Below are 26265 nucleotides of genomic sequence, written 5' to 3' on the forward strand. Positions count from 1 at the left end.
TAGGGCCAAAGGTTTCAACACACCTAAGTCTCTTTTTGCTTGGATCGAAGGGTTTTGTAAGTACAAAAAATCCATCACTTGCAATCCAAAAAATCAACCAAATTAATTTAACTATCCCGCCCGGGCACACTTTTTACCCCAAATAACGGCTTATTTAAGCCATTATAATTTTTACAATCGAATATCCCATCTATACTTACCAAGCAATTGCAGCCCTAAACTACCATTGACTTATTTTGTGCGCGTGTTATTATCAGCCCCTTACTCCTGACTACTTATGCATGAATCGATCATTGGTCTATTTGGGGGCCGCGGCACTTTCAATTATGGCTACGGCTATACCTTCTTCTTTTGCTCCAGTAAAAGATTCTTTTGGTAAAGCCGCTGAAAGCTCTCCTGTTCCCATTGCCCCTGAGTTAAGAACCGTTACAGATATAGTTAACCCCCATTTCGGGATGTCTGAACCTGATAAACCCGCCTCTATCATCATTGGTAGCCAAGTTTATTTTAATATAGCTTTCAGTGCATTTATGTGTGAATCGTTTGGCAGAGATTGCCCCCCTGCAGATGCTCCTCCTGTGAGAGCTGTTTTTTCTCCACGCCAAATCTCTGCCCTCCAAAATAATCTAAACTTTCTCCCGGAACATTTTCCCATCCGCTGTTTTTGTGATTAAATGGCGACACTTATGAATACAATCACTTGGATGGTAGGAGGAGCAGCTGGAGCAGGCATCAATGCCTCGGGAGAGATGTTTTCCCGATGCTTTACGCGCGGAGGGTTGAATGTCCTCGCTTATCTCGAATACCCTTCCCTGATCCGTGGCGGGCACAACAGCTACCATATTCGAGTGAGCCCGGAACCGGTTTATTCCCAGGTTCGTGGCATTGATCTTTTGGTGTGCTTGAATAAAGAGACTTTTGAATTGCATAAAAACGAGCTTTCTTCCGGGGCCGGTGTTCTTTTTGACCCTGAAAATTTCTCATTGGAACCTAAAAATCTTCCTCAGCCCGAAACCACACATCTTTTCCCGGTTCCTTTCCTTAAAATCGTGAAAGAACACGGCGGCATCGACATCATGCGAAATACCGTGGCTCTGGGCGCGTCGTTGGCTTTGTTTAAATATCCGTTCGAACATCTCGAAGGACTGATTGTGAAACAATTTGAGAAAAAAGGAGAAAAAGTCGTTTCTCTGAATGTAAAAATGGCAAAAATCGGATATGACTATGTTTTGGAACATTTTGATTCGGCAAAAGCGTTCCCCTTTTCCATGGCGCCAACCCAAAATAAGCCAAAAATGCTGCTTTCCGGAAATCAATCCTTATCTTATGGGGCCATGAAAGCCGGGTGCAAACTGTTCTGTGCGTATCCGATGACTCCGGCGTCGAGCATTTTGTCGGTTTTTGCAAAACATGAACGAGACCTCAATATTGTGGTGAAGCAACCCGAAGATGAATTGGCTGCGGTTTTGTATTGCATTGGAGCCGGGTATGCCGGAGTGCGCGCCATGACCTCGACTTCGGGCGGCGGATTTGCGCTCATGGTGGAGTCGTTGAGCCTTGCAGGTATGATTGAAGTCCCGTTGGTGGTGGTGGAATCTCAACGCCCCGGGCCTGCGACCGGTTTTCCAACCTGGACCGGGCAAGCGGATCTTAAATTTGTGATTCATGCCGGGCATGATGAATTTCCCAAACTCGTTTTGGCCCCCGGAGATGTGAGCGAAGCGTACCTTTATATACAACACGCGTTCAATTTTGCGGAAAAATATCATATTCCGGTGATCGTGCTGTCGGATAAATATCTTTCGGAAAGCCATTTTTCAGCCGATGATTTTGAAAAACTCGCGGTTAAGATTGATCGTGGCCCCATGGTGAGTGAAAAAGAAATTGAGAAATTCAAAGAAACCATGGAAGATTTTCCGCGGTATCAAGTGACCGAGTCCGGGGTTTCGCCACGCATTCTTCCGGGCATGCCCCACACCCGTTATGTGGCGAATAGTTATGAGCACGATGCGACCGGAGAGTTGGATGAAAGCGCTGAAAATCGTATTGCGATGCATCAAAAACGTCTTCGCAAAATGGAAACATTGGCCAAAGAGCTTCCGAATCCGCCGATTTATGGGCCCGAGGATGCCGACCTTTCCATTATCGCGTGGGGCTCGACCAAAGGTGCGGTTTTAGAAGCCATGCGTAGTTTGGAAGCTGAAGGGATTCGCGTGAATTTTATGCATGTGATTTATCTGTCTCCATTCCCGAAAAAAGCGGTTTCCGACTTCCTTAAAAAGGCAAAAGAATCTCTCTTGATCGAAGGCAATTATCGCGGCCAACTTGGAGAATTGATTCGAGAACACACGCTTCTGGATGTGGATGAAAAATTCTTAAAATACGATGGCCGACCGTTTTATCCGGAAGAGATTTGTGAAAAAGTTAAAAATTTTATCGGAGAGTAGCGGGCATTCTCTCGATCGCATGGGGAGAACCTGCTCGGATACATGATCCTCGCAGAACCTCCCTTGAAAAAATGCGATCTCAAGAACACCCACTCCTCTCCTCTGCATCCTAATTCCTAACTTCAAATCCCTAACCCCTAATCTTATGCTCGGAATCACTCATCACGATGAACTCAAAGGCATGATCGACCGCAACGACGAATTTATACTCGTGGACGTGTTGCCCCCGGAATCCTTTCTCAAGCACCATCTTCCCGGAGCCATCAATCTTCCGCTTCATGATGAAAACTTCAAAATCATGGCGGAAAGAATGATCCCGGATAAATCCATGGTGGTGGTGGTGTATTCCAAAGATAGCGAATGCGATGCCGGAGCTAAAGCGGCCGAAGCTCTCGCAAAAATGGGATACAAAAACGTGAGTGATTATCAGGCCGGGCTTAAAGAATGGACTGACTTAGGTTATTCACTCGATCGATAAACTTTCCTAATTTTTTTTATGTCAATTCCGCTCAAACATCTCGACAGTAAAACGATGCCGCATTGGTGCCCGGGTTGTGGCGATTTCGGGATTTGGATGGCGCTGAAACAAGCCATTTCTCAACTCGATATTCCTCGTGAAAATTATGTGATTGTGTCCGGGATCGGGTGTGGCTCAAAAATGCCACATTGGATCAAGACGTATGGAATTCACTCCTTGCATGGCCGTCCGGCGCCGGTGGCGAGTGGTGTGCACTTGGCCAACCACAAGCTCACGATCATCGTGATCGGGGGCGATGGGGACGGGTACGGAATTGGGATGGGACATTTTGTGCATCTTTTGCGACGCAATTACAATTTGCTTTATATTTTGCAAAACAACCAGGTTTACGGGTTGACCACAGGGCAAACCTCGCCCACCAGTGACTCGGGGTATTGTTCGATTTCAACTCCCGAGGGAGTTTTGGAAACGCCTGTGAATCCGATTCAACTCGCGATTGCCGGGGGCGCAACCTTTGTAGCGCGCAGTTTTGCCGGGGACATCAAACATCTTTCCGATATGATCACACGTGGAATTCAACACAAAGGCACTGCGATTCTCGATGTGCTTCAGCCGTGCGTGACTTTCAATAAAAAAAATACGTATCAATGGTATCAACAACGCATTCACAAACTCGAGGAAGAGCCGGGGTATGATCCTTCGAATAAGCTGACCGCGCTCGAGGCTGCGTTGGCGTGGGAGGATCGCATTCACATCGGGTTGTATTTTAAAGAGGAGCGGCCCACGTATGAGGATCGCTTGCCTCAACTCAATGATTTACCGTTGGTGAAACAGCCGATTGAGGAGGTGCCGGTTGAAGAATTATTGAATCGTTTGAGATAAAAAATCATTGTACTAAAAACTCCAGAATAACCATTCGAAGTTTTTCTCCTTTTTTTATAACTATATTTTCTTTTACTTTTACGAAACCCTGTTTTTTATAAAAACTTTCGGCGTTTATAGTGGATTCAACCTTCACTTTTTGATGGTTTTTGGAAGCGATTTTGAGTCCGTATCCCAATAGAAGCTTCCCGATGCCTTGATTATGAAAATCCGGATCGACAAAAACAGCGACGACTTCTCCGGGGATTGCATGACCAAAACCTACAATTTCCCCTTTATCTTCCGCAACATACATTTCTCCTTTTTGAATTCCTTCATGATACCCTTCCGGGGATCTTCCCTCTAGCCATGCTGCAATTTGTTTTTTAGTATAAAAATTTTTACATGTGGTGCTCACGGCCTTTGTATGGATCCTATGCATGGCTTGAGCATCCCGAATGATGGCTTTTTTTATTTGCATTACGATTGGGTTACTTTCCCTCCTTCATGGCCGCGACAATGGTTTGACCAAAGGCTTCGGCTGCCAATGGGCCGTTGGCGGTGATGATTTTCCCATCCTGCTCCACCGCGGCATTGGTGTAAGTTGCGCCCTTTTCCTTTAAGTGATCCCCCTCTCCCGGCCAAGAAGTCGCCCGTTTGCCCTTGAGCACTCCGGCATTCGCCAAAATTCCCGGACCGGCACAAATGGCGGTCACCCACTTGCCTTCTTTTTCAAACGCGCGGGCCAAATTTAAGGCCACTTCATCTTCAAAATACACAAATGCTCCAGGTCCTCCCACAAAAACAATGGCGTCAAAATCATTCACTTGCACGTCTTGTAATAAAAGATCAACCGTAGTTTTTCCTCCCAATTTTCCTTGAGCGACTTTGACCGTACTTGTGGTTTTAACGGTAAATCCTTCTTCTTCAAAAACCCGTCGCGGGTCCCCGTACTCCTGTTCTTGATATCGTTCCGGGGCAAGGATCATGATGATTTTTGTCATAGGCTTGGTTTTTAATCTTTTTTGGTTAGAATGAATACGCTTTCGTTTTATTTTATACTCTAAAAATTTAAATCATGCCAAACGTTACGTTTTCCAATTCCGGGCAAAATGTAGAAGTTGAAAAAGGAGAATCGCTCCAAAACGTAATCCAAGATAATGGCTGGCCAATCCCCTTCGGATGTGGAACCGGGATTTGCGGAACGTGTCTTGTTCGAGTCTTAAAAGGCAAAGAAAATCTTTCCCCCATCGATGAAACCGAAAAACAGACCTTGGATGCCATGGGCTCAAACGACGGAGAACACCGATTGGCATGCAAATGCTTGGTGCAAGGGGATGTAACGGTGGAACAGTAGTAAGAATATTATTGAACAACTTCCTCTGTGGCCGGAATTTCTGACGTCACTGTTGGCGTTGTGGTGTCTGGTGTGACAATTTCATCGGAATTCGGAGTGCTATCGATTTCGCCTGTCGCATCCGTTGTTTCGGTTGCAGGCAAATCCGCATTAAACGAGGACACCAACGCTTGCGCATCAGCGGAGCAAATGTCCTGATCTTTTACCGGGAAATTGATTTCAAAAATATAAGGCATTTCCCCGATTTCATATCCGACAATATACTTAAGCCGAATCCCCACTTGATTGATGATATCCAATGTGCGTGCATTGCCTCGTTGCGTCATTAAAACTCCTTCCGTAACGGTCCATCCCTCTTGATAACCTTGCCCCATGGTCCCCGGGAGAACATAACAATCTCCCTCGAGATAAGTCTTATTGACCAAAGCCACACGATTGGGAGCTTTTTCCTCGTCCCAAATTTGGAGATCCCAAGTTTCCGGATTCATACGAAAGGTAAATTCATCGCTGTTTTCATCTACTGTTTTCATGGTGACCACTTTTGACGCCGGGTCTTTTTCACAATTTGATAAAGAATAATATTGGGACCCGAATAAACACCCGCTCATGATGAGGAGTGATAAGCTAATTCCGATGAGAAAAAATGAACGTTTCATGACCATTTCATTAAAAAATAAAAAAGTGCAAAACTTAAGGCCTTTTGCCGCGCCATTTCCAAAAATATTGAAAAGAGCTTTTAAGATGACTCCAAAACACACGGTGAAACAAAAGCCCCAAAATATTACCACCGGAAAGGCGCTTGTGGTAGTGCTCAGCTTCGGTTTCCGGGAAATAGACCACTTGATAACCGGCTTTATGCACTTTTAAACAAAGATCGTAATCCTCCATGAACAAAAAATAACGCGGGTCAAATCCTTTCACTTCGTCGTAGACCTCTTTTTTCATCATAAAATACGCACCGGTGACGAGATCGACGGATTGCGTTTTGTTGTGATCAAAGTCATTCATCAAATAATGATCCAATCGTTTCTTGAAAACCGAGATTTTTTTTAAAGGCGTGCGCTTGATGACCAAATCAAGAAACGTCATGTAACGACGACAAGATTCCTGGATTTTCCCGTTGTAATAACGAAGGCGCGGAGCCAAAATCCCAATTTTCTTATTTTTCTTAAGATGGTCCAGCATTTTTTGCATGGTGTCCTGCTTCACAAAAATATCGGGATTGGAAATCACAATGAATTCTCCTTTGGCATGTTTTACGCCGAGATTATTGGCTTTTCCATACCCCAAATTGGCCCCGGATTCGATCAACCGAATCGTCCCTTTTTTATCCGCTTCGCGCAAATAATCGATGCTCTCATCCTCGGATTTATTATCCACCACAATAATTTCGTATGAAAAATTCGTGTTGCTTTTCAATACCGCCTCAACGCACATCCGCGGGAAATACTTGTGGTTGTAATTGACGATGATTATGGAAAGAAGTGGGTTCATAAATTTTTTATAGCTTTTTTCGCATCGCATCGCGAGAAGGAAGGGCCTTATTTTTATTTGGAACAATTTTGAGTTTCAATTCTCCGACCACATAACTCCCCTCCGGGATGTCTTGATTGATGACAAAACCCGCGCCCACCAATGAATTGCTTCCGATTTTTACTCCGGGCATAAAACTGGCATTGATGCCCACTCGAATATTATTGCCTGTGATCAAGCCGAGCTTATTGGTCCCGGAATCGATTTTCTCATCTCCAATCGCCACGTTAATATTGCCCTCGTCAAACCGAAGATTGCCTGTGATCGTGCCTGCGCCAAAAGACACATTGTTCCCGATCACGCTGTCTCCGATATAATTGGAATGCGTCCAAACCTCATTGCCAAGCCAACTTCTCGCCACCTCGGTGCTAAAACCGATGACACAATTTTCACCCATGTAAGACTCGCGAACGAGCGCGTTGGTGGCCACCACGGAATTTTTTCCAATATACGCGGGCCCCACAATTGTGGCTCCGGCCAGCACTTTTGCGCCCTCTTCGATCACCACATCGCCCGTGATGTTGGCTTTTTTATCGATTTTTGCAAAGGGGGAAATACGCTTGGGTATAATTTCAAAAAAATGCCGCGCCACTTCGAGCACGTGCCACGGGTATTTGATGGCTTGCCAATACCCGTCGTACGCTACGACCTGCATTTTCACCCCGTCTTTGATCATTTGATCGAGCGCTTTTTCATAACGATCGTCGCGCGCGCTTTTAATCGATTTTAAATACTTGTGCAATTCACCCGCATTGCGGTGAAAGTGCAAAACCAAATTCACGAGATCGCTCGGTTCTTTCCCTGCTCCGGGTTTTTCAACAATACTCTTAATTTCGCCTCGTTTATCCGTCTTTAAATACCCGCCCGGGAAATACGATTTCACTCGTTTTCCCAATAAAAATCCTGAAAAACTCTCATTTCCCGAAGCCGCGAACATCAAGCGATACGCCTCCTTATCGACCACATCGTTTCCGCTCACAATAAACAGAGAATCCTGAGGAGAAACCGCCCATTCCGCGGCCAGCACGGCGCCGGCCATTCCGGCTTTTAGATCTTCTTGTTCGATGACTTTGAGTTTGAGGCTTTTTTTCTTTGTCAAAAATTGTTCCGCAAATTCGTTGAGCACCTTTAAATTATGTTTTCCGCCAATGATGAGAATGTCATTCAATCCCGATTCCACCAAGGCCTCGAGTTGATGTTGAATCAATGGTTTCCCGCAAAAGGAAAGGAAGTTTTTATCCTCAATTGGAGTCATGCGTTGACTGCGGCCTGCGGCGAGAAGAAGCGTTTTCATGGGGACGATTTTACTTTTTTAATGAGGTGAGTTTTTTCCAAAGACTTTTCTTTTTGTTGGCACGCCAAAATACCAAATATAAAATTTCTAGAATCCCGAGAGTGTTCACACCCAACAAAACGATAAACCATGCTTTTTGATTGTTGCGCGCGGAATACCACAAGGCAAACCCTTTCCAAATGATGCACCAAAGAATGAGTAGGATCAGCCCGACCAAGGCCCACCAAAACCAAGATTGTTGTGCGAAAGACCAAGGATCCAAAAGAAATTGGATGATGACATTGGTTTCATTATTCATAATGAAATTTTGGATGGCTTCGAAGTTCATGGGAGTGTGTTTTAAAGATTAAATAAAAATGAAGAATTTATTAAAATTTAATGAAATTTCACGTTACGATTTCCCCCAATTTATTTTCTTCTACGGCTTGACGGAGTTCCAGGGCGATGCGCTCACCGTAACTCATGGTTTCTCCATATAAATACCCGGTGATTGGCGTAAACCGAGTGCCCGGCGACCCCGGGATACGCATCGAAACATCAAACACGACCAAGACTTCGCGCCCTTCTTCGGCGGCAATGGCACCTTGCAAGGCGAACGGTCCGATCATCCCGCCTTTGATCTCTTTTTTGAGTGTGGCGATGAATTTTTCTCCGGCTTCAAAGGCTTTTTCCAACAACGATTCTTTGGTGGTGCAAGCGATGTGTCCGGTTTCAATCATCGAGGGCTTGTATCCGCCCTTAATCAATGTGCGTTGAGTCTCGGCATCGAGTCGCAAAAATCCGTCGAGACTGGTTTGGCGGCGCGTGTCCGTTCCCATGAGTTCGAGTTCTCCGTTCAAATTGGAGTAAAAATAATTAAAATTAACCGGTGCGCCCAAAACAAATTCTTCGATCACGGAACGGTCGAGATCTTTGCGTGTGATTTTCCCCAGAGCAATCATCTTGGCGCCAAAGTCGAAATACGCGGCCGTACTTGTAATCACGAAAAAAGCGCGTTCATACCCGCGAATCGCTTCATTCACTTTGACCAAAAGCGGTCCGCCTTTTTGTGTCACAAAATGTTCATCTAATCGTTTTCTCAACTTTTTTTCATCCAAATTTTCTTCGCCTTTTCGAATCATGCGCGGGGTGCGAATCCCGGCTTTTTCCAAAAGATGATATTGGTTGAGGGGTTGATCGCGCTCCTCGAGTTTGACCAATACACGATTGCCGTAAATCGGCACATCGAATTCTTTTTCGATCTTTGCAAAATCCTTAAAATAAACCCAAAAATAACGGTTGTGGATGAAAATGGCGTTGCGTTTGCGCAATTCTTTTTGCACATTGGGCTTTAAAATATCTGAAAATTGATCCACCAAAATCACGTCATCCACGCAACCGAGCGTTCCTTCTTCACGCGTTTTAAAATATTTTGTGTAAGTTTTTTCGCGGCCTTTTTGTGCGATTACGAGAGTTTTAAAACCGTATTTTTTCGCACCATGGCACACGTCAAGAGCGCTATGCCCTCCCAAGGAGGCAATGGTGATGTTTTGGGGGTCGTACGACTTGAGGGTTTTGGCAATATTCATAAAAAAGGAGGGGGTCAAAGGATCAACGGCCCCAGTTTAGCAAAAATGTCAAAAAAAGTCTTATGAAAATACCATTTAGTTAATCTGGGGGAAGAAGCACTTTATGTTTTTTTACAATCCCAATTTCTCCGCAATCCCCTGCATGGCCCTCAGCACAATCTCGACATGTTCTTCAAAAGGCACCCCGAGATCGTCAGCGCATTTTTTTAAATCCTCTCGATCAATTTGCGCGGCGAACCCTTTGTCTTTCATCTTTTTCAACACGGATTTCACCTCAACGCTCCCGATTTTTTTATCCGGACGCACCAATGCTACCGCAGTGACGAATCCACTCAAGCGATCTACGGCTTTGAGCGCTTTTCCCATCAAACTCTCTGCCGGGATGTCTCCGTGCTCCTGAATCGCCTGCACAATATTGGCGGGCACATTCATTTGCTCGAGAATCGGTTTGCCTTTGGTGGGATGTTCTTGCGGCCATTTTTCATAATCGAAATCGTGCAAAACTCCGGCGACCGCCCACATTTCCTCGTCTTCCCCAAATTTTCGAGCGTACGCGCGCATGCCCGCTTCCACGGCGTAACTGTGTTTGTGCATATTTTTATTCTGTAAATTTTCTTGCATGATGCGATGCGCGTCGGGGTAGTTCATAATATGTTGTAATTTTATAAGATAGGAGCGCCGTACTGGTACGGGTTTTTCAGGTTAAAAATTAGCCTAAAATCTTCTCCATCTCCCCGCTCTCAATCCCCTTCTTGATATCGCGAGCGAGGCGGCGGCCGGTGGACATGGGCTCATTGTAGCGCAACCAGGTGTACGGCGACCCGTTGATGTACGGATTGGTTCCGGCCACGATGCGGGCGGAAATTTCAAATACAAAATAATTCAAATCCGTATCAATAATTCCCTCCAAGCAGAACGGGCCAAAAAGCCCTTTGCCTTCCACTCCGGCCAATGTGCGAGAAGTTTCCACCACGCGTCGACCCATCTCATAAAATCCGGGCAAAAGCGACTCACGCACCACCAACGGAATGTTCCCTGTGACGGTGTAACTGGTGCGAAGATTGGCCACCAATTGATCCTTGGCCGCGATGCGACCGATGGAGTCGGCATTGGATTCGTAACGTTTGTCAAAACTCATGATTTCCAACTCATCCGTGAGCGGAGAATAAAAATAATGCACGTACATCGGAACTCCCACGATGTATTCTTGAATCGCGTATTTTTTATGGTCCGGATAGTCCTTGATGCGTTCGTAAAATTCCTCGGTGGAATTGGCGATAAAATAACCGGACCCGCCCAAGGCTCCGTGAAATTTAATGATCACCGGACGATCTATTTCCTCCGGGGTTTTGAAAACTATTGGGAGCGTAAGTCCGGCTTTCGCAAGCCATGTTCGCTCCATGGCTCGGTCCGATTCCCATTTTAAAATTCCTTTGGTGCCGTAGTGCATGACCTTGAGTTTTGCCACAGCGTCAGGGCCCAAGTAGCTGACAAAAGACCCATGCGGAATCACGATGGCATTACGATGAATGAGCTCCTCTTCGAGTGTTGGAAAATCTTTGAAATGTTCAATTTCTAGAAATTCATCGACCGATCCATAATGCTCATAAAGCGGGCGCGTTTTGGGGGTCACCACGCATAAGGTACGGAATCCTTCATCTTTAGCGCCTTTCATGATTTGCAAAGCCGTGTGACTGCCGATCGTGGCAATGCAATAGTCTTGAATTTGAGTTGAATGCATGGGGGAGGATTTATTAAAATGCGATGTTTTGGAAAACTTACCACAAAACAGCAGATTTTGTCGAGGGAAAACTTTTTAAAAACAAGAGATTTTTAAATCCTTCTTTTTTCGAAAGCCCATTTTTGAGCAAAGTCACCGCCATCCACTTTAAGTGCCCATGTATGTACAGCGGTTATTACTTCTAGATTGATATGCTGAATGCTTTGACGTGCTTCTTCTCTTATGTCGGGGTGACAACGGATCTTTTTTCCCCCTTTTTCCATTGCTAAAATACGTGCCACTTCGATATTTACCGATTCTTCATCGTTGCTTACTGCTTCCAGTATTTTAGCTCCTTTTCCCTTAAATCTTTCTAATGCACGGAGAAAAGAAGGGTGGTTGTGACCAAAATTAAAAGCTGCCCACTCTACATTACAATCACATACAGAAGAACTTAAATCAGGATCAGGGCCTATTTTAGGGAAGATCGTATAATTCAATGGGTCTCCCAACTTTACAGTTCCAAGTGTTATGCCTTGCTCCGTAGCTAATTCGCGCAAACCGGCCTCAGCACAACCAAGCTTTGCAAGAATTGCATCCCAAGGTTGACCCTCTGGGACAAGATAGGCTTTTACCATTGATTTTGACCATAAAATCCATCCGGGCCAATCCCCCCCATGACGTAGAGAGTTGCTATTGAGGCAACGTAAAGATTTTACGAGGAGATCTCTATCTAAAAATTTCGCGCATGGGTCCCTTTCGATGACAGTCCTACAACGTGGCCAGAGCTTAAATTGATCGTCTTCCCCATCTGCTCCTTTTAGGGGAAGGCAAAAAGCGGCTCGAGCTGCTTCGGCATCTGCATTTCCTGAAATAAGCGAGGGAATTTGTTGTAGGGTTTCAGCTATTTCTCTTAATAATCTTTGTTGTTCAGAAGTGTTCTCCGAGGCAAGTTCTACCATGATTGAAAAGGCTAAAAATATTCCTTTTAAAACCAAGGATATAATTTAACCAAAAAAGCTTAATCCGTCAAGTACTGTTTTGTTTTTTTATAAATTCATCTCTCTCAGCGCCTTCACCCGCGCCTCAATCGGCGGATGGGTTGAGAACAGATTGGACCACGTTTTCTTTTTGAATGGGCTGGAAATATAGAGATGGGCCGTGCCGTGACTTGCGGTTGGAAGCGGGGTTGAATCTTGTGAAATTTTTTCCAAAGCACTGGCGAGGCCTTCGGGATAGCGCGTGAGCAAGGCGCCTGAGGCATCGGCCAAGAATTCACGCTTTCTGGAAATGGCGAGTTGCATGAGCATTGAAATCAACGGCGCAAAAATAATCAACACAAGCCCCACCACCATCATGATGAGTTGTAGTTGACCGCTTTTCCGGCCTCCTCCCCCACGGCTGTGAAAACTCCAATGCCAAAAAATATCGGTTAAAATCATGATCACCCCGGCCAAGGCGGCCACGAGGGTCATGAGTCGAATGTCGTAATTGCCGATGTGGGAAAGTTCATGTGCAACCACGCCTTCGACCTCTTTTTTCTCGAGTCGTGAAAGCAATCCCGTGGTGATGGCAATGGACGCGGTTTCGGGCTTGCGGCCTGTGGCAAACGCGTTCATGGCCTCGGATTGGATGAGGTAAATTTTCGGGACCGGAAGGCCTGCGGAAATACAAAGGTTTTCAACGAGGTTGTAAACCATTGGATTGTCTTGTTTTTGAATCGGTTTGGCACCATTGGCGGCCAAGGCGATTTTGTCCCCGGTGAAATAGGCCACAAGCGTCCAGATAAAAGAAATCGCGGCTGCGATGATCAATCCAATCATGCCTCCTCCGGGACTTTGTACTTCTGCGAGTAAAAAACCCACAGCCATGACAAAAACCATGAATAGGAGGAGTATTCCTCCGGATTCCCACTTGTTTTTTGAGATTTGAGTGTAAGCGAGGGCCATAGTGAATGAATTACTCTTTCTTCTTGGCTTTAGGTTTTTCCGGAGCCTCTGTTGGGGCCACCGGGGTTGCTGGCGCAGTATCGAATTTAACAGCCACAACCTCTTTTTCCGCTGCATTGTCTAACTCAAAGAAGGGTTCTCGGTGAAACCCAAACATTTCGGCGAACAAGGTGTTGGGGAAAATCTCGGTCTTGGTGTTGTAATCTCGCACATTGCCATTGTAGAAACGACGAGCTGCTTGGATTTTATCTTCGGTGTCGGTTAAATCGCGTTGCAATTCCAAAAAGTTTTGGTTGGCCTTAAGGTCCGGATAATTTTCCGAAACCGCGAATAAGGTTTTCAACGCACCGCTCAACATGTTTTCGGTCTTGGCTTGAGCCTCGGGGTCGCCTTGATTTCCGATCGCGTTGGCACGGGCTTTGGTCACATTTTCAAGCACTCCTTTTTCATGCGTCATGTAGCCTTTCACCGCTTCCACCAAATTCGGGATGAGGTTGTAGCGGCGCTTCAATTGCACATCAATATCCGACCACGCCTCTTTCACGCGATAGCGCATGCGCACAAATGAGTTGTACATCACTCCAAGCCATAACAAGAGAACCACCACAATGCCCAAAATAATCATCGGCATAAAAACATCTTTTAAAGATATAAAAAGTTGCCCGGATTATAGTCCGAAAAGAGGGGGAAATGCAATGAAGTTGGGAAATTTAACGTCGTGCCTCTTCTATTTCTTTCAATGCTCGAATCACGCTCTCGTTTTCCACGACGGATGATCCTTGCGTTCGTCCTAACTGGACCATGAATCCATTGAGAAAATCGATTTCCGTGGGTTTCCTTTCCGTTAAATCCTGCCAGGTCGAAGAATAATGATCCGCGTATCGCCATCCTTCAAAAATTTTCGTCCTTAAACTCTCTCGCTCTTCTAATGGGAAAGCGGTGGCAAGAATCGCATGACATTCCTCAAAAAGATGTTCAATGCGAGCACTGAGGACAGGGTCGGAAAAAAGTTCGGCAAAAGTTTTATTATGAATGGCAGAAAGCCCGTTCAAACAACAATTTACGATTGATTTTTCTGCACGACAGAGATCCAAATCCGGTTCGGTACTACAAAGAATTTGGGCGGACTGAAAAATTTATGAAACCCTTTGCCCGTCCGGAGAATCTTCCACTTTCCATCCTTTTCCCGTATTCGTTGTCAAAAGTCTCTCTCCATCAATCCGAAATCCATCAAAAACCGAAGCCACCATCAATCTTTGCTCTCCCAGTAGGTTGTTAAATTGAGCGTTATCCACGAGACCATTTTGGATGCTCACCAAGGAACCGGCCCGAACTCGCGCTTGTTGAATTTGAGCCAAAATATCGTGCAAATGATGCAGTTTTGTGGCGAGGACCACGAGATCGTAGCTTGAATTTTCGGGTAAAGCAGTCAGACGCGGAGGCATCGCATATTTTCTTTCCTGGATTCGAATAGTATCTCCCAAATGAGCGATTTTCCCTCTTCCTAAAAGATCCACAGAACAACCTCCAGCATGCAATTTTGCTCCTAAAAAAGTGCCGACCGCCCCACCCACCACCAGGATTTTCCTTTCTGAAGGATTCTCTTCCATGCCAAAGCAATAATAAATTAAGGGCTTATTCTTGCCCAGAAACATGAATTTGTCACGCGAATTTTAACTTTTTACTTTTTATCCCAAATTATCTCGAAAACCACAATCCCACTCCGGCCACAACTATCAGATAAACCGCAAAAACCGTTAACCGGTGATTTTTTAAGAATCGCATCAAAAACGCGATGGCGAGATAGCCGATCACGGCAGACGTTACGAAGCCGACCAAAACCAATTCCGTACCGGGGAGAGGCACTTCTCCCTTGAATACGCGAATCCCGGTGAGAAATACGGCGCCGGCGATCGCAGGGATGCCGAGAAGGAATGAGAATCGGGCCGCTTCTTCTCTTTTAAATCCGAAAAATAACCCGGTGCCGATGGTCATGCCGGAGCGTGAAATTCCGGGAAGCAAAGCCAAGGCTTGCGCTACGCCGATCACGAACGTGTTGAGCAAAGTGAATTGTTTTTTTTCATCGAGTTTTGCCACTCTTTCCGCGAATAAAAAGAAAACCGCCATTACGAGCAAAAACAAACTCACGGCCATGGGGTTTCGAAACGTGGCATCCATCCAATCTTCGAGCGTAAATCCGACCACCACAGCCGGAAGCGTGGCAATGACGATGTAAACGATGAGTTTTTTTTGTCGAAACAAGCCCCAAATATCCTTCCAAAAATAAGCGACAATGGCGAACAACGTCCCAAAATGCAGGGCCACATCAAAACCCTTCAAATCGGCTAAGGGTAGCTTAAAAATAGACTCCATCAACACCAAATGCCCATCTGAAGAAATGGGCAAAAATTCTGTGATGCCTTGGAGAATGCCGAGGAGGAGGGCTTGGAGGAAGGTCATGAGGAAAATTAATGCTTAAACGACCTTATCCCGCTGAACACCATGGCCAAACCGAGTTCATCCGCGCGCTTGATCACGTCTGCGTCGCGCATGGAACCGCCGGGTTGAATGATGGCGGAAACGCCGCAACGATGAGCTTCTTCCACTCCGTCTGCGAACGGAAAGAATGCGTCGGAAGCCAAGACTGAGCCTTTGATTCGATCGCCGCCTTTGTGTGTGGCAATGAAAACCGAGTCCACACGGGACATTTGGCCGGCACCGATGGCGATGATCACATCAATGCCTTTTTCTTGATCGGTCTGAGCAAAAACCACGGCATTCGATTTCACGTGTTTGACGATTTTTCGGGCAAAAAGCATGGTCTGAATTTGCTCCTTCGTGGGCTGGACCTTGGTTACGACCTTGAGATCCTTTTCCGTGACCTCGTATTGATCCGACGTTTGAATCAAAAGTCCTCCACTCACACTCTTGACGTCGCGTTCATTGGGATTTTTTCGCAATTCGCCGGTTTCGAGAAGGCGCATGTTTTTCTTAGCAGTTAACAGTTTCAACGCGGCTTTTTCAAACGACGTGGCCACAATGATTTCCACAAACAATTTGCTGTCAATGATGCGCTGGGCAATCGAGGTGGTGCACTCGCGATTCATGCCAATGATGCACCCGAACGCAGACAACGGGTCCACGTTGTAGGCCGCGTCAAAGGCGGTGTCGATGTCTTTGGCCGACGCCACGCCGCACGGGTTGGTGTGCTTGATGATGGTCACGGTCGGGCGTTCAAAGTCCCCCACAATTTTCAAGGCCGCATCCACGTCGAGAATATTATTGAACGAAAGTTCTTTGTTGTCCTGCAAAAGTCGTGCATTGGTCACATTTGGGTATTGGTTGCTGGGATCTCTGAAAAAAGCGGCTTTCTGATGCGGATTTTCGCCATAGCGCAATTTGCGAACTTTTTCATAATGCAAGTTGAGAAGTTCCACAGTCCCGCCCTGACTCTTCAAATAATCGCTGATGGTTTCATCGTAAAAATACGTGCGATCAAACGCGGTGATGGCCAATTTTCGGCGTGTTTCCATACTGATTCCGCCGTCATGTTCCCATTCGTCCATCACGAGTTTGTAATCTTTGATGCTCGTCACAATACTCACATGTTTAAAGTTTTTGGCTGCGGCTCGAAGTAAAGTCACGCCTCCGATGTCGATTTGCTCAATCGCCTCTTCTTCGGTCACTCCTTCTTTGGCAACCGTTTCCTTGAACGGATATAAATTCACCACCACCAAGTCAATAGGTTTGATTCCGTTCTTTTCCGCTTCCTCAATATCTTGGGGGTTGTCGCGGCGCATCAAAATCCCGCCCGCCACTTTGGGGTGAAGGGTTTTCACTCGGCCTCCAAATACCTCGGGCGAACCGGTGTAGTCCCCGATTTCAATGACCGAAACCCCGTTTTCCTTGAGTAATTTCGCGGTTCCTCCGGTGGACAAAATTTCCACCCCTTTGGCCTGCAATGCCTGCGCAAAAGGCACCAGATTCTCTTTGTCGTACACGCTGATGAGGGCTCGTTTTGGGGTTTGGATGTCAGACATAGAAAATTGGGGGTTAGGAATAGGGGGAAATTCACCTTATCTCAGCTGCGTCACGAAAATTCAACATGCAGCTGATATTCAGTTGCTACTCAAGCTCACTCCGCTTCGCTCCGTGAGTAGGGAAATCAACTCCTCCATGACTGCACGGATTGCATCGTAAAATGCGCCACATGGATTTAAGCCCGCCACGGATCAATCCGTAACGCAAAATCGCCAAACGCGAATATTCGGAGCAGCTGGGCGTGAATCGACAAAAACCTCCCGGAAAATTATCTTTTAAAGGCCCGTGATCCGGGGACAAGGTCTTTTGATACAACCGAATCATGAGCAACGCCAATTGTTGCGGGATATGAATCAGGGAGATGAAACACTCTTTGATAAAGGTGAGCATAGGCACGGAGAAAGACATCTTTTAAGACCCGGGTTAGTGTAAGTCCAAACCGCCACAACGTAAAGGGAATATACATGTAAAACGCGATCCTTGCCCTACTTTACTTTCCGCCTCAATCGTCCCTCCATGCGCCTCCACCAAGGCTCGTGCAATGGTTAGCCCCACCCCAAGCCCCCCGGTTTCCCGAGACCTTGATTTATCGGCGCGATAAAACCGTTCAAAAATATGGGGTAAATCTTGTTGAGAAATTCCCTCTCCGTTGTCTTGCACCGCTATTTCAATCCCCTCTTTTTTAACGCGAACAGCGAGGGTGATTTTCCCTTTGGAGGGCGTATGGAGAATGGCATTGCTTAAAAGATTGATCAAAATTTGTGAAAATTTATCTTTATCCACCTCCAGTTGCGGGGTTCCTTCAACACAAATGGAAAGTGTAATATCTTTCTTTTCATATTCCGGTTTCATTTTCATCACCACCCCCTCGATCAATGATTTTGCATCATACGATTTAAAAATCATGCAAAGCGTTGGATTTTCCGTTACGGATAACGCGCGGACATCTTTCACCATAAAGGCCAATCGATCGGTCTCTTCTTTTAAAAGTTCTATTGTTTTTTGAGTGAGTGCTTCTCCTTGAATGGTGCCATCGTGAAGGGCCTCCAAATACCCACTGATATTGGTCAAAGGCGTGGCAAGCTCATGCGCCACATTGGACATCAATTCTTTTCTCAGTTTTTCCATGGCTTCCAATTCCGAGGCCATGGCATTCACCGAACGGCACAAATCCCCGATTTCATCCTTGCTGTGAGTCTCGATGCGATCTTTGTATTGTCCTCTTGCGATTTTTTGAGTGGTTTCAATCACTTTTTTTATAGGATTCACCCAAAATTTCGCAAACCAAAAACTGATCAAGCCCGCTAAAATTCCGCCCACCATTGCAGCCAAAGTAAAATAAATTTTTATATCTCTTAAAAAAAGATCTTCCGGGGGCCGTCCACCTCCCTCGCCTCCCGGCCAAGGAAATTGCGGCGGATTTTCCCCGCCCAATAAATCCCTAAATTCCCGAGAAATAAAATAATGCGCCCCTAAAGAAACTAAAACCATCGTGCCCAAGGCCACGGCCATAAACCCCAAAAATAATTTGGTCTGAACTCTGATTTTCATACTTCTTTGAATTTATAACCTATGCCAAAAACGGACTGAATGTAGCGAGGTTTTTTTGCATCATCTCCCAGCTTTTTACGTATATTTTTAATGTGCACATCCATGGTCCGATCAAAAACAAGTTTTGAATGGCTTTCATAGATATTTTCCATCAATTTTTCCCGAGAAAAAACATGTCCCGGGTGAGAAGCCAATACTTGAAGCAACTTAAATTCCAAAGCGGAAAGCTCAATGATTTTCCCCCCTTTTTTTACTTCAAATTTAGCCCCGTCCAAAGTTAAATCGTTGATTTTAAATTTTTCCTCAAGAGAAACTTCCGGATTTGATCTTCTCAACAACGCTTTGATTCGCGCCATCAATTCCTTGGGACTGAATGGCTTTGTAACATAATCATCTCCCCCCAATTCTAAACCGATAATTTTCTCAATTTCTTCTCCTTTTGCGGTCAAAAAAATCACCGGCGTTTTCGAGGAAAAACGAATTTTTTTTAAAATTTCCAAGCCTTCCATGCCCGGCAACATCCGATCCAAAATAATGCAATCCGCTTGAATCGTTTCCGCTAAGCGAAGTCCTTCTTTCCCGTCCAAAGTCGTGATCGCGCGAAAGCCCTCTTTTTCGCAATAAAGTTTCACCAAATCAGCGATATGGGGGTCATCTTCGATGATAAGAATCGTGTTTTGCATCCAGTGAAGTGTATAAGGAAGAGAAAAACGAAGCAAGCCGCTTCTCGGGTCAAAAAGGGGTCGTCGACGGAGCCAAAAGCTCCGTGGTTTTTAAATACGCATGTCGCTCCTCCACAAAAGTGCGAACCAACTCGACCGCCTCCTCGAATGCCGTCTGATCCACGATGGCGTGTTCTGTGTTGTAAGTCGTAATAAGGGTCGCGAATTGATCAATGATCGGAGTGATTAAATCTTGTTCATAAATTTTTTCATACAACAAACGATAACGCTCCTCATACAAAGTCAAAAATTCTTGGGTTGCTAAAAAACGTTCTTTTAAAAGATGATTTCCCTTATTCATCCCTCCTTCACCTCGTTGATTTTGGTCGCCGTCAACCTCTGCATTGACATTGACCTCAAACATCTGCCCAAACTGCCCATCATTTTCCCAATAAATACCCAAAGAAGCGCCTCCTCCCATCCCCAGTTTCCCAAGACTTTCATTCGCGTCCCACGATAAAATCGTAAATCGTTCGGTCTCAAAATCATAATAAAGATAATAATTATTCCCCATGCCTGCCAAGGAATCACTGTTGGAAAGTAAGTTTTGGGCCGCCAAATAATCGGCAAAAGCGATCACTTCCAAATAATCATCCAGTTGAGCGGCAAATTCTTCATCCGTGGACTCACTTACAAATCGGATGAATTTAATTAAAGGAGTCATGTCTGCATCATTGATGGCTGTTTTTTGTTCAAAAATTTCTGCATATTCGGTGGGGTCTTCTCCCAAATAACTGAAATCGTTCCCCACTTGCACCACTTTATATAAAACACTGTTCGATTCCGGGAAATATTCATCGATGTAATGCTGATCCGGTTGTTCGGCCAAGGTGTAAAGCAAAGGGTCGGACGAAGCGGTCAATTGTAAAGCCACATAAACGGATTTGGGCGCCAGAATTCCGACGCTGTTCAATACCTCGTTGGTGACGGGTTCTTGCAAAAGCGATTCGTCTTTTGATATGCCACTTGTGCGCAAAGCAATCTCCGAATATCCCCCATAACACTGCCCTGTCACAAATTCATCAAATTTAAGAAGATAAGGAATATTATTGCTCTCTTGTTTTTGACTGTCTGCAGTGATGCCCTCGGAGACCTTTTGGCCCAAGACTTCTTGAGCGTGAAATCCTCCTTGAGGTCCAAACCCTGCCGGAGGCTCAAATCCCTCGGGGAACACCATCCCTTCCGGCGGTTGAAAGCCCTCGGGGAAATCCATGCCTGCCGGAGGCTCAAATCCACCCATTCCTCCCCCCATTCCTCCCCCCACCGCGGTCCGCAACGACGCATTCCCTTTCAATCGAATCCCCACATTATTCAGCCTTGTGCCATCGATGATCACATCCACGGCAAAATAATCTTTTCGATCCGTTTCCAAATAAGTTTCATTGAGCGTCTCATACAAATCATCGGTTCCGAGAATTTGAATTTCATGCACTTGAGTTTCATCAAATAAATCGACTATTCCCTCTTGATTTGCGGTGCAAGTTTGGAGCTGCACGGTATCACTCGACGTGTAAGCCGTGATATTGAAATCCCCTAAAACCCAAACCCCGCCCAATGTCAAAAAAAGGAAAGTGATCGGGAGCCATTTATGACGTTGGATGAGCATTTTTTTCATAAATCCGTGTTGTTATACCCGGTGATCAAGGTCACCTTATTGTTCCCGTTGAGCTGTTTGATCTCTTCCAAAAATTCGCGCGTATTGATTTTTTCCTTGGGAGAAATACTGTAAATCACCTCGGTCAACATCCCGGAATGAACGGAATCCACACTGATCAAATCCGATGCTTTCGTGTATTTCACCAAGGCCTCATTGAATGAGGTATCAAAATTGAGGTTATTGGGAACCTGAATTTTAAGGAGAAGATTGACCGCGGTTTGAGCATACCAATTAAAACGATTCATGATTAAAATGGCGCAACTGATAAAAACCGTGGCAAGGATCGCCAAAAGATAAAATTGCGTGCCGGCCGCCATCCCGATCGCCATGGCGAAAAAGATAAATCCAACATCCCGAGTTTCCTTTACCGCATTGCGGAAACGGATGATGGAAAGCGCTCCCACCAATGAAAAGGCGCGAGCGATATTGGACCCGACAATCAACATGATCAATGCCGTGATCATCCCCATAATCACAAGGGTATGGACAAAACTTTGCGTGTAGGACATGCCTTTGTGCGTGATTTTATACACATAAGCAATGCCTCCGGTGAGGATAAAGCTCAATGTTAAAGCCAAAATCACATCCGTTACCGTAAAAGCCCCGGATAAATCTTGAAAATTCAACTGATCTTGAAGGGCTTGAAAAAAAGAATCCATAAAAAAGGGTTAAAGAGAAATAAAAAAACGAGAAGAAGGCACTTTTTCCGAAACTTCCAAACTTTGACAATATTTGCTCACCCGAATAAGTTTTAAATTGCTCTCTCCCACAAATTCGGTCAGCCAATACGGAACACGTTCGTTGACTTTGATTTCCATAATCACATGATGAAGGGCTAACAGGGATTCCCCTTTTGCTTTTGACCTGAGATCCAAATCGTGAGTTCGATAATGAAGATCCGTATCAAATGTCACTCGCAGGCCCTCGTCATAATCCGTTCCCAAATAGGCTTTTCTGAAATAGCTCACCACGGAAGTCGGCTCCAGATTATAACGAAGAACCATTTCATGAATTTCTTCAGCGATGGATCTTTCTTCAGGAAGCAAAATCTCGGGGATGGACTTTCCTGAACACAATTCCAAGGCGTCTTGATAAGCCAGGCGGAGGCGACGTTTTTGCGTCACCCGATCCAAACGCTGTTTGATTTCCACAAAAACTTTTGTTTGGTCAGTCAGGGGTTCCGACGATTCATAATGTCGAATCCTCAATTTTCTTCGAAATTTGATGCCTTCGATTTTTTCCCAATAAAAATGATATTTCGAGGAATCATAATATAAACTTGAAAGACGATATTTCCCTCCCCGACCATAAGTATCCGGATGCAAATAGCCTTGAATTTTATTCTCAAAATGAGCGGCCTGCTCCGATGTTAATAAATATTTAAGTTCGAACCGATTGAATTTTCGAATGATTCCCGAAACATTTCGCATGGCAAAAAAGACAATCAAAAGATGAATGATTGTTTTTTAATCGCTCTTTAAGAAGGAAAGATGAGGAAAATGTGAAAAAGTTGTGAACTTTTTAGTACCCGTACAAAAAGGCCGGGTTGATCTTTACGCCATCACAAGTGAGCTCTATGTGCAAATGAATCCCGGTTTTCCCGTATACACGACCCGTATTTCCTTGGTTTGATATGATTTGTCCCGTAGTCACATAATCTCCCACTTGAACATGAACGGTTGAATTGTGAGCGTATAACGATTGGCAATTTCCCAACGGGGTATCTCCATGATTGATCACAATCACATTCCCGTAACCTCCGCTATAGGAACCATCGGATACCGCGCGAGTCACGGTTCCATCTCGAATTGCGACCACCGGCGGCTTACTGGTGTCTGAAATATCAATCGCATAGTGTCCCCAGTGGAACCATTGAGTGATCGCCCCTGCGGTGGGTCTGACCCATCCTTCCCCTGCATCCACCACATCCACATCCATGTTCGTGGCTTCCGTATAGTAATCTCCTTTAATGGTGGTGCTTGCGGTTGTGACCGTAGCGGTCGTGGTATAAACCGGCGGTTCATAGGGTTTTTCTCCTCCCACCACAAAAATCTTGGCCCCGGCTTCAACGGCTCCATCTTCCGAAAGATTATTCATGGCAATGGTGCGTGTTTTCATGGCATCCTTTTCTTCATCGGTTCCGTCATAATATTTAGCATAAAGTTTATCGAGATTTTCCCCGCTTTTTACCGTAGCTTCATATCCGTTTGCGGGCGGAATACGGAGTTGTTGTCCCACTTTTAAATAATTCACATTTCCAAGCGCGGTATTGGCCCACAAAATGGTATTGGCATTCAAGCCATACCGATACGCGATGACCGACAACGTGTCTCCGCTTTGGACCTCATGGGTCACCCATTCATTCCCGCGATTCAAATATTGCGCTTCTCCTTCCCAAGGAGTGACCTTGGCCAAATACCCTTCATCATCGGTCACGAGATTCACCGAAGTATCAATCGCCAAATAATCCGAGGATTCATAACTACCCCCAATATCATAAGCGCTGGTCAAACTCACGGAGTTGACCACAAAAATAAACAAAGCGAGAACCATGACTCGTTGAAAGAGCTGCTGAGCCGGAGAAGTGCCACTCAAGGGGTGAACGAAGCGTTGGCGAGCATTTTCCGCGCAGAGCTTCATGCGACCTTGGAGCTGGCGAACTCGTGCGAATTCGGTCCGCATCTTGCCAAACATTTTGTAGTGACGCTCCTTGCGGGCGTCCAAGTTGACGGTACTAATGGGTCTCGGGGTTAGGACTAAAAACTAAATTTAGACTTCACTCATTGCTCATTTCGTCACGTTTACTTTTTTACTTTTAAGATATTACCCATGCTTGGCACCCAAAGTCAATGCAAATCGTTTACTTATTTATTTTTTATATTTTGGGTAATCTTATCGGGCCATGTGAATACAAAATGACACAGATTAAAACGTCTCATCTTGCCTTTTATGGCATCTATATGCGAAGCTAGGGACATGGGCTCCATACGCGTTCTCCCCGACACTCTCATCAATCAAATCGCGGCCGGCGAAGTCATTGAACGGCCGGCTTCGGTGGTGAAAGAATTGGTGGAAAATTCGATTGATGCCAAAGCCACGCACATCACAGTTGAAATTGTGAAAGGCGGGATTGAAAAAATCATTATTACGGATGATGGGATCGGAATGGATGAAAGTGATGCCCGGTTGTCTTTTGACCGACATGCCACGAGTAAAATCGCGTCTTTCGAAGATCTTTTTAAGATTCAAACCTTGGGATTTCGAGGGGAAGCGTTGGCCAGCATTGCGTCGGTTTCTTCGATCACACTCCAAACTAAAACCGCACAAGCGCTGGGAGGGATTCGACTGGAAATGGAAGGCGGAAAAAACGCCACGGTCACGGCCACGGGATGCTCCAATGGAACCAAACTCGAGGTAGCGAATCTTTTTTTTAACACTCCGGCGCGAAAAAAATATCTCAAAAGCGACCCCACCGAATATCGCCATGTGCTTGAAACGCTTCAGGCCAGTGCGTTGGCGCACCCGGAAATCACGTTTCGATTTGTATCCAATGGCCGCACCATTTTTGATCTGTTAAAAACGACGGATTTAAAGGCGCGCATCGGTGGATTGTTTGGCCGTGCCGTGAGTGAAGAAATGATTCCGATTTTTTACGGAGGACGAGACATTCAATTGAGCGGCTTTATCGGAAAACCGCATGTGGCAAGAACCACGCGCGGGTATCAATATTTTATTATCAATGGACGACCCGTGCAGGACACGCGGTTGGGGTATGCGATTAAAGAAGGTTATTCCAACCTGATTCCCGCCAGCCAATACCCGGTGTTTGTCGTGGGAGTGACCATTGCTCCGGCCAAGATCGACGTCAATGTCCATCCGCGAAAACTTGAGGTTCGATTTGCGGACCCGCATGAGATTTTTCGTGTTTTAAAATCGAGCACCGAATCCTCCCTGGGAAAAACGTCCATTATTCATAATGCGCCGTTGCGAACCGATGACCTTGATATGCCGGCGTTTTTGCGAAAATCATCGATCAAGGCCGTGGAACCGCAAAAATTAAAATTTGAAGAAGCCGGAGAAACGTATAACCCCTCGATTGCCGCCACTATGCCGTGGAGCGAACCTGCCGGGAGTCATTTTGCCCCAACGCCTCGTATGTTTGGAGGTGCTGCCCCCATTTCAGGGGGACTTTCTTCTGCAGACACCGAAACTCTTAGTGCCCGGCGTGAATATTTACTCAAACGACGCGCGGAACGGTTGGCGGCGCAAGGGATTGATCCGAACACCACTATGAATTCGACCCCTGCGACTTCTTTCAGTTCCCCGACGGTTGCTTCATCGATTCCCCTCACGGTTACGGCAACTCCAAGTTCCTCCTCTTTTGAAACTCCCCTGGTTGAATTTTCTCAATCTTTTAATGAAGCGCGACCTCAAGGTCGCATTCGCCCGATTGCTCAACTCAAAAACAGCTACATTCTTGCCGAAGATGAGGAGGGCCTCCTGATTGTGGATCAGCATGCGGCGCACGAGCGCGTGATGCTTGAAAAATTTAAGGCGCGGGAAGCAGATCGCAGTATGGCCAAACAACCGTTGCTCACGCCCCTTCATCTCGACCTCGATTATCGCGAAAAAGCGCTGATGGAAGAAAATCTTGAGCTTTTAACTTCGCTGGGATTTGAAATTCATTCGTTTGGAGGAAATAGCTATGCCGTGGATGCGGTGCCGGACTTTTTGGCGCAAGATCCGATCGAGGATATCATCAAAGGATTTCTCAACGACCTGATGAACAACGAGCCCCCCAAAGAGTCTACGCGGCGACATGATCATGCGTTGCACACCTTGTCGTGTCGGGCCGCAGCCAAATTCGGGCAAAAATTATCGCATTACGAACAAGAAGCGCTTATTCAATCTTTGATGGCCACGGAAAATGGCTCGGCGTGCGCGCATGGCAGACCCACTCTTTTCCGAATTACGTTTACGGAGTTGGAGAGAAAATTCGGGAGATAATGACCTATCTATTTAATTTTATCTTTACACCAAAGGGACCTTTTCTTAAGAGACGGTCAAGTCGTTCTTGTTATACTTTA

At 45.7% G+C, this 26265-nt stretch carries 28 protein-coding genes; 6 read left to right on the top strand and 22 right to left on the bottom strand.

What is annotated here, in order from left to right; translation table 25 throughout:
• The first annotated feature begins 281 nt into the window (after positions 1–281).
• From WC882_02470 to WC882_02485, 4 genes are all read left to right on the top strand, one after another.
• On the top strand, positions 282–674 hold the full coding sequence (locus WC882_02470; GenBank protein ID MFA5842511.1) for a hypothetical protein: 393 nt from the start codon (positions 282–284) through the stop codon (positions 672–674).
• Positions 675–686: 12 nt separating this feature from the next.
• A complete protein-coding gene (locus tag WC882_02475) occupies positions 687–2447 on the top strand; it encodes a 2-oxoacid:acceptor oxidoreductase subunit alpha (GenBank protein ID MFA5842512.1) in 1761 nt (586 codons plus the stop codon).
• 145 nt (positions 2448–2592) lie between these two features.
• The gene (locus WC882_02480; protein MFA5842513.1) at positions 2593–2925 is read left to right on the top strand and encodes a rhodanese-like domain-containing protein; all 333 of its coding nucleotides are present in this window, start codon (positions 2593–2595) and stop codon (positions 2923–2925) included.
• An 18-nt stretch (positions 2926–2943) separates the two neighbouring features.
• Complete coding sequence (locus tag WC882_02485) at positions 2944–3807, top strand: thiamine pyrophosphate-dependent enzyme (GenBank protein ID MFA5842514.1); 864 nt, start codon at positions 2944–2946, stop codon at positions 3805–3807.
• On the opposite strand, the gene WC882_02490 is transcribed toward WC882_02485, so the two are convergent.
• On the bottom strand, positions 3692–4267 hold the full coding sequence (locus tag WC882_02490) for a GNAT family N-acetyltransferase (protein ID MFA5842515.1): 576 nt from the start codon (positions 4265–4267) through the stop codon (positions 3692–3694). The two genes, WC882_02485 and WC882_02490, sit on opposite strands and share 116 nt — an antisense overlap.
• A gap of 10 nt (positions 4268–4277) precedes the next feature.
• Positions 4278–4790, bottom strand: coding sequence for a DJ-1/PfpI family protein (locus WC882_02495; protein ID MFA5842516.1), 513 nt, complete (start codon positions 4788–4790; stop codon positions 4278–4280).
• A gap of 74 nt (positions 4791–4864) precedes the next feature.
• On the opposite strand from WC882_02495, the gene WC882_02500 reads away from it, so the two are divergent.
• Positions 4865–5143 (top strand): 2Fe-2S iron-sulfur cluster-binding protein, encoded by a 279-nt coding sequence (locus WC882_02500; protein MFA5842517.1) that lies wholly within the window; start codon positions 4865–4867, stop codon positions 5141–5143.
• 8 nt (positions 5144–5151) lie between these two features.
• Here WC882_02500 and WC882_02505 read toward each other — a convergent pair whose 3' ends face one another.
• The 20 genes from WC882_02505 to WC882_02600 form a co-directional block, all read right to left on the bottom strand.
• A complete protein-coding gene (locus WC882_02505) occupies positions 5152–5799 on the bottom strand; it encodes a hypothetical protein (GenBank protein MFA5842518.1) in 648 nt (215 codons plus the stop codon).
• Between the two features lie 34 nt (positions 5800–5833).
• On the bottom strand, positions 5834–6637 hold the full coding sequence (locus WC882_02510) for a glycosyltransferase family 2 protein (protein ID MFA5842519.1): 804 nt from the start codon (positions 6635–6637) through the stop codon (positions 5834–5836).
• Positions 6638–6644: 7 nt separating this feature from the next.
• Positions 6645–7970 (bottom strand): sugar phosphate nucleotidyltransferase, encoded by a 1326-nt coding sequence (locus WC882_02515; protein MFA5842520.1) that lies wholly within the window; start codon positions 7968–7970, stop codon positions 6645–6647.
• A 10-nt stretch (positions 7971–7980) separates the two neighbouring features.
• On the bottom strand, positions 7981–8298 hold the full coding sequence (locus tag WC882_02520; GenBank protein MFA5842521.1) for a DUF5652 family protein: 318 nt from the start codon (positions 8296–8298) through the stop codon (positions 7981–7983).
• 40 nt (positions 8299–8338) lie between these two features.
• The gene (locus tag WC882_02525) at positions 8339–9538 is read right to left on the bottom strand and encodes a DUF1297 domain-containing protein (protein ID MFA5842522.1); all 1200 of its coding nucleotides are present in this window, start codon (positions 9536–9538) and stop codon (positions 8339–8341) included.
• Positions 9539–9649: 111 nt separating this feature from the next.
• The gene (locus tag WC882_02530) at positions 9650–10186 is read right to left on the bottom strand and encodes an HDIG domain-containing metalloprotein (protein ID MFA5842523.1); all 537 of its coding nucleotides are present in this window, start codon (positions 10184–10186) and stop codon (positions 9650–9652) included.
• Positions 10187–10247: 61 nt separating this feature from the next.
• Complete coding sequence (locus WC882_02535; protein ID MFA5842524.1) at positions 10248–11279, bottom strand: formate--phosphoribosylaminoimidazolecarboxamide ligase; 1032 nt, start codon at positions 11277–11279, stop codon at positions 10248–10250.
• A 92-nt stretch (positions 11280–11371) separates the two neighbouring features.
• Complete coding sequence (locus tag WC882_02540) at positions 11372–12220, bottom strand: hypothetical protein (protein MFA5842525.1); 849 nt, start codon at positions 12218–12220, stop codon at positions 11372–11374.
• An 87-nt stretch (positions 12221–12307) separates the two neighbouring features.
• Positions 12308–13207, bottom strand: coding sequence for a M48 family metallopeptidase (locus WC882_02545; protein MFA5842526.1), 900 nt, complete (start codon positions 13205–13207; stop codon positions 12308–12310).
• A 10-nt stretch (positions 13208–13217) separates the two neighbouring features.
• Positions 13218–13838 carry a LemA family protein gene (locus tag WC882_02550; GenBank protein ID MFA5842527.1) on the bottom strand — a complete coding sequence of 207 codons (621 nt, stop codon included), beginning with the start codon at positions 13836–13838 and terminating at the stop codon, positions 13218–13220.
• A gap of 79 nt (positions 13839–13917) precedes the next feature.
• Entirely contained in the window at positions 13918–14301 is a 384-nt protein-coding gene (locus WC882_02555) for a ketopantoate reductase C-terminal domain-containing protein (protein ID MFA5842528.1), read from the bottom strand.
• 42 nt (positions 14302–14343) lie between these two features.
• Entirely contained in the window at positions 14344–14817 is a 474-nt protein-coding gene (locus tag WC882_02560; GenBank protein ID MFA5842529.1) for a 2-dehydropantoate 2-reductase, read from the bottom strand.
• Positions 14818–14905: 88 nt separating this feature from the next.
• Positions 14906–15667: an undecaprenyl-diphosphate phosphatase gene (locus WC882_02565; protein ID MFA5842530.1), complete on the bottom strand. Its 762-nt coding sequence runs from the start codon at positions 15665–15667 to the stop codon at positions 14906–14908.
• 8 nt (positions 15668–15675) lie between these two features.
• Positions 15676–17247 (bottom strand): bifunctional phosphoribosylaminoimidazolecarboxamide formyltransferase/IMP cyclohydrolase, encoded by a 1572-nt coding sequence (purH, locus tag WC882_02570; protein MFA5842531.1) that lies wholly within the window; start codon positions 17245–17247, stop codon positions 15676–15678.
• 85 nt (positions 17248–17332) lie between these two features.
• The gene (gene yidD / locus WC882_02575; protein MFA5842532.1) at positions 17333–17638 is read right to left on the bottom strand and encodes a membrane protein insertion efficiency factor YidD; all 306 of its coding nucleotides are present in this window, start codon (positions 17636–17638) and stop codon (positions 17333–17335) included.
• 33 nt (positions 17639–17671) lie between these two features.
• Positions 17672–18799: a HAMP domain-containing sensor histidine kinase gene (locus WC882_02580; GenBank protein ID MFA5842533.1), complete on the bottom strand. Its 1128-nt coding sequence runs from the start codon at positions 18797–18799 to the stop codon at positions 17672–17674.
• Between the two features lie 291 nt (positions 18800–19090).
• Entirely contained in the window at positions 19091–21136 is a 2046-nt protein-coding gene (locus WC882_02585; GenBank protein MFA5842534.1) for a CotH kinase family protein, read from the bottom strand.
• Positions 21055–21837 carry a DUF4956 domain-containing protein gene (locus WC882_02590; GenBank protein MFA5842535.1) on the bottom strand — a complete coding sequence of 261 codons (783 nt, stop codon included), beginning with the start codon at positions 21835–21837 and terminating at the stop codon, positions 21055–21057. The genes WC882_02585 and WC882_02590 overlap by 82 nt, the downstream gene beginning before the upstream one ends.
• Before the next feature lie 9 nt (positions 21838–21846).
• Complete coding sequence (locus tag WC882_02595) at positions 21847–22608, bottom strand: polyphosphate polymerase domain-containing protein (protein MFA5842536.1); 762 nt, start codon at positions 22606–22608, stop codon at positions 21847–21849.
• Positions 22609–22699: 91 nt separating this feature from the next.
• A complete protein-coding gene (locus tag WC882_02600) occupies positions 22700–23860 on the bottom strand; it encodes a LysM peptidoglycan-binding domain-containing M23 family metallopeptidase (GenBank protein ID MFA5842537.1) in 1161 nt (386 codons plus the stop codon).
• A gap of 267 nt (positions 23861–24127) precedes the next feature.
• On the opposite strand from WC882_02600, the gene mutL reads away from it, so the two are divergent.
• On the top strand, positions 24128–26185 hold the full coding sequence (gene mutL, locus WC882_02605) for a DNA mismatch repair endonuclease MutL (protein MFA5842538.1): 2058 nt from the start codon (positions 24128–24130) through the stop codon (positions 26183–26185).
• Positions 26186–26265: the final 80 nt, after the last annotated feature.

The organism is Candidatus Gracilibacteria bacterium, assembly GCA_041658685.1.
GTDB lineage: Bacteria > Patescibacteriota > Gracilibacteria > UBA1369 > UBA12473 > JBAZZS01.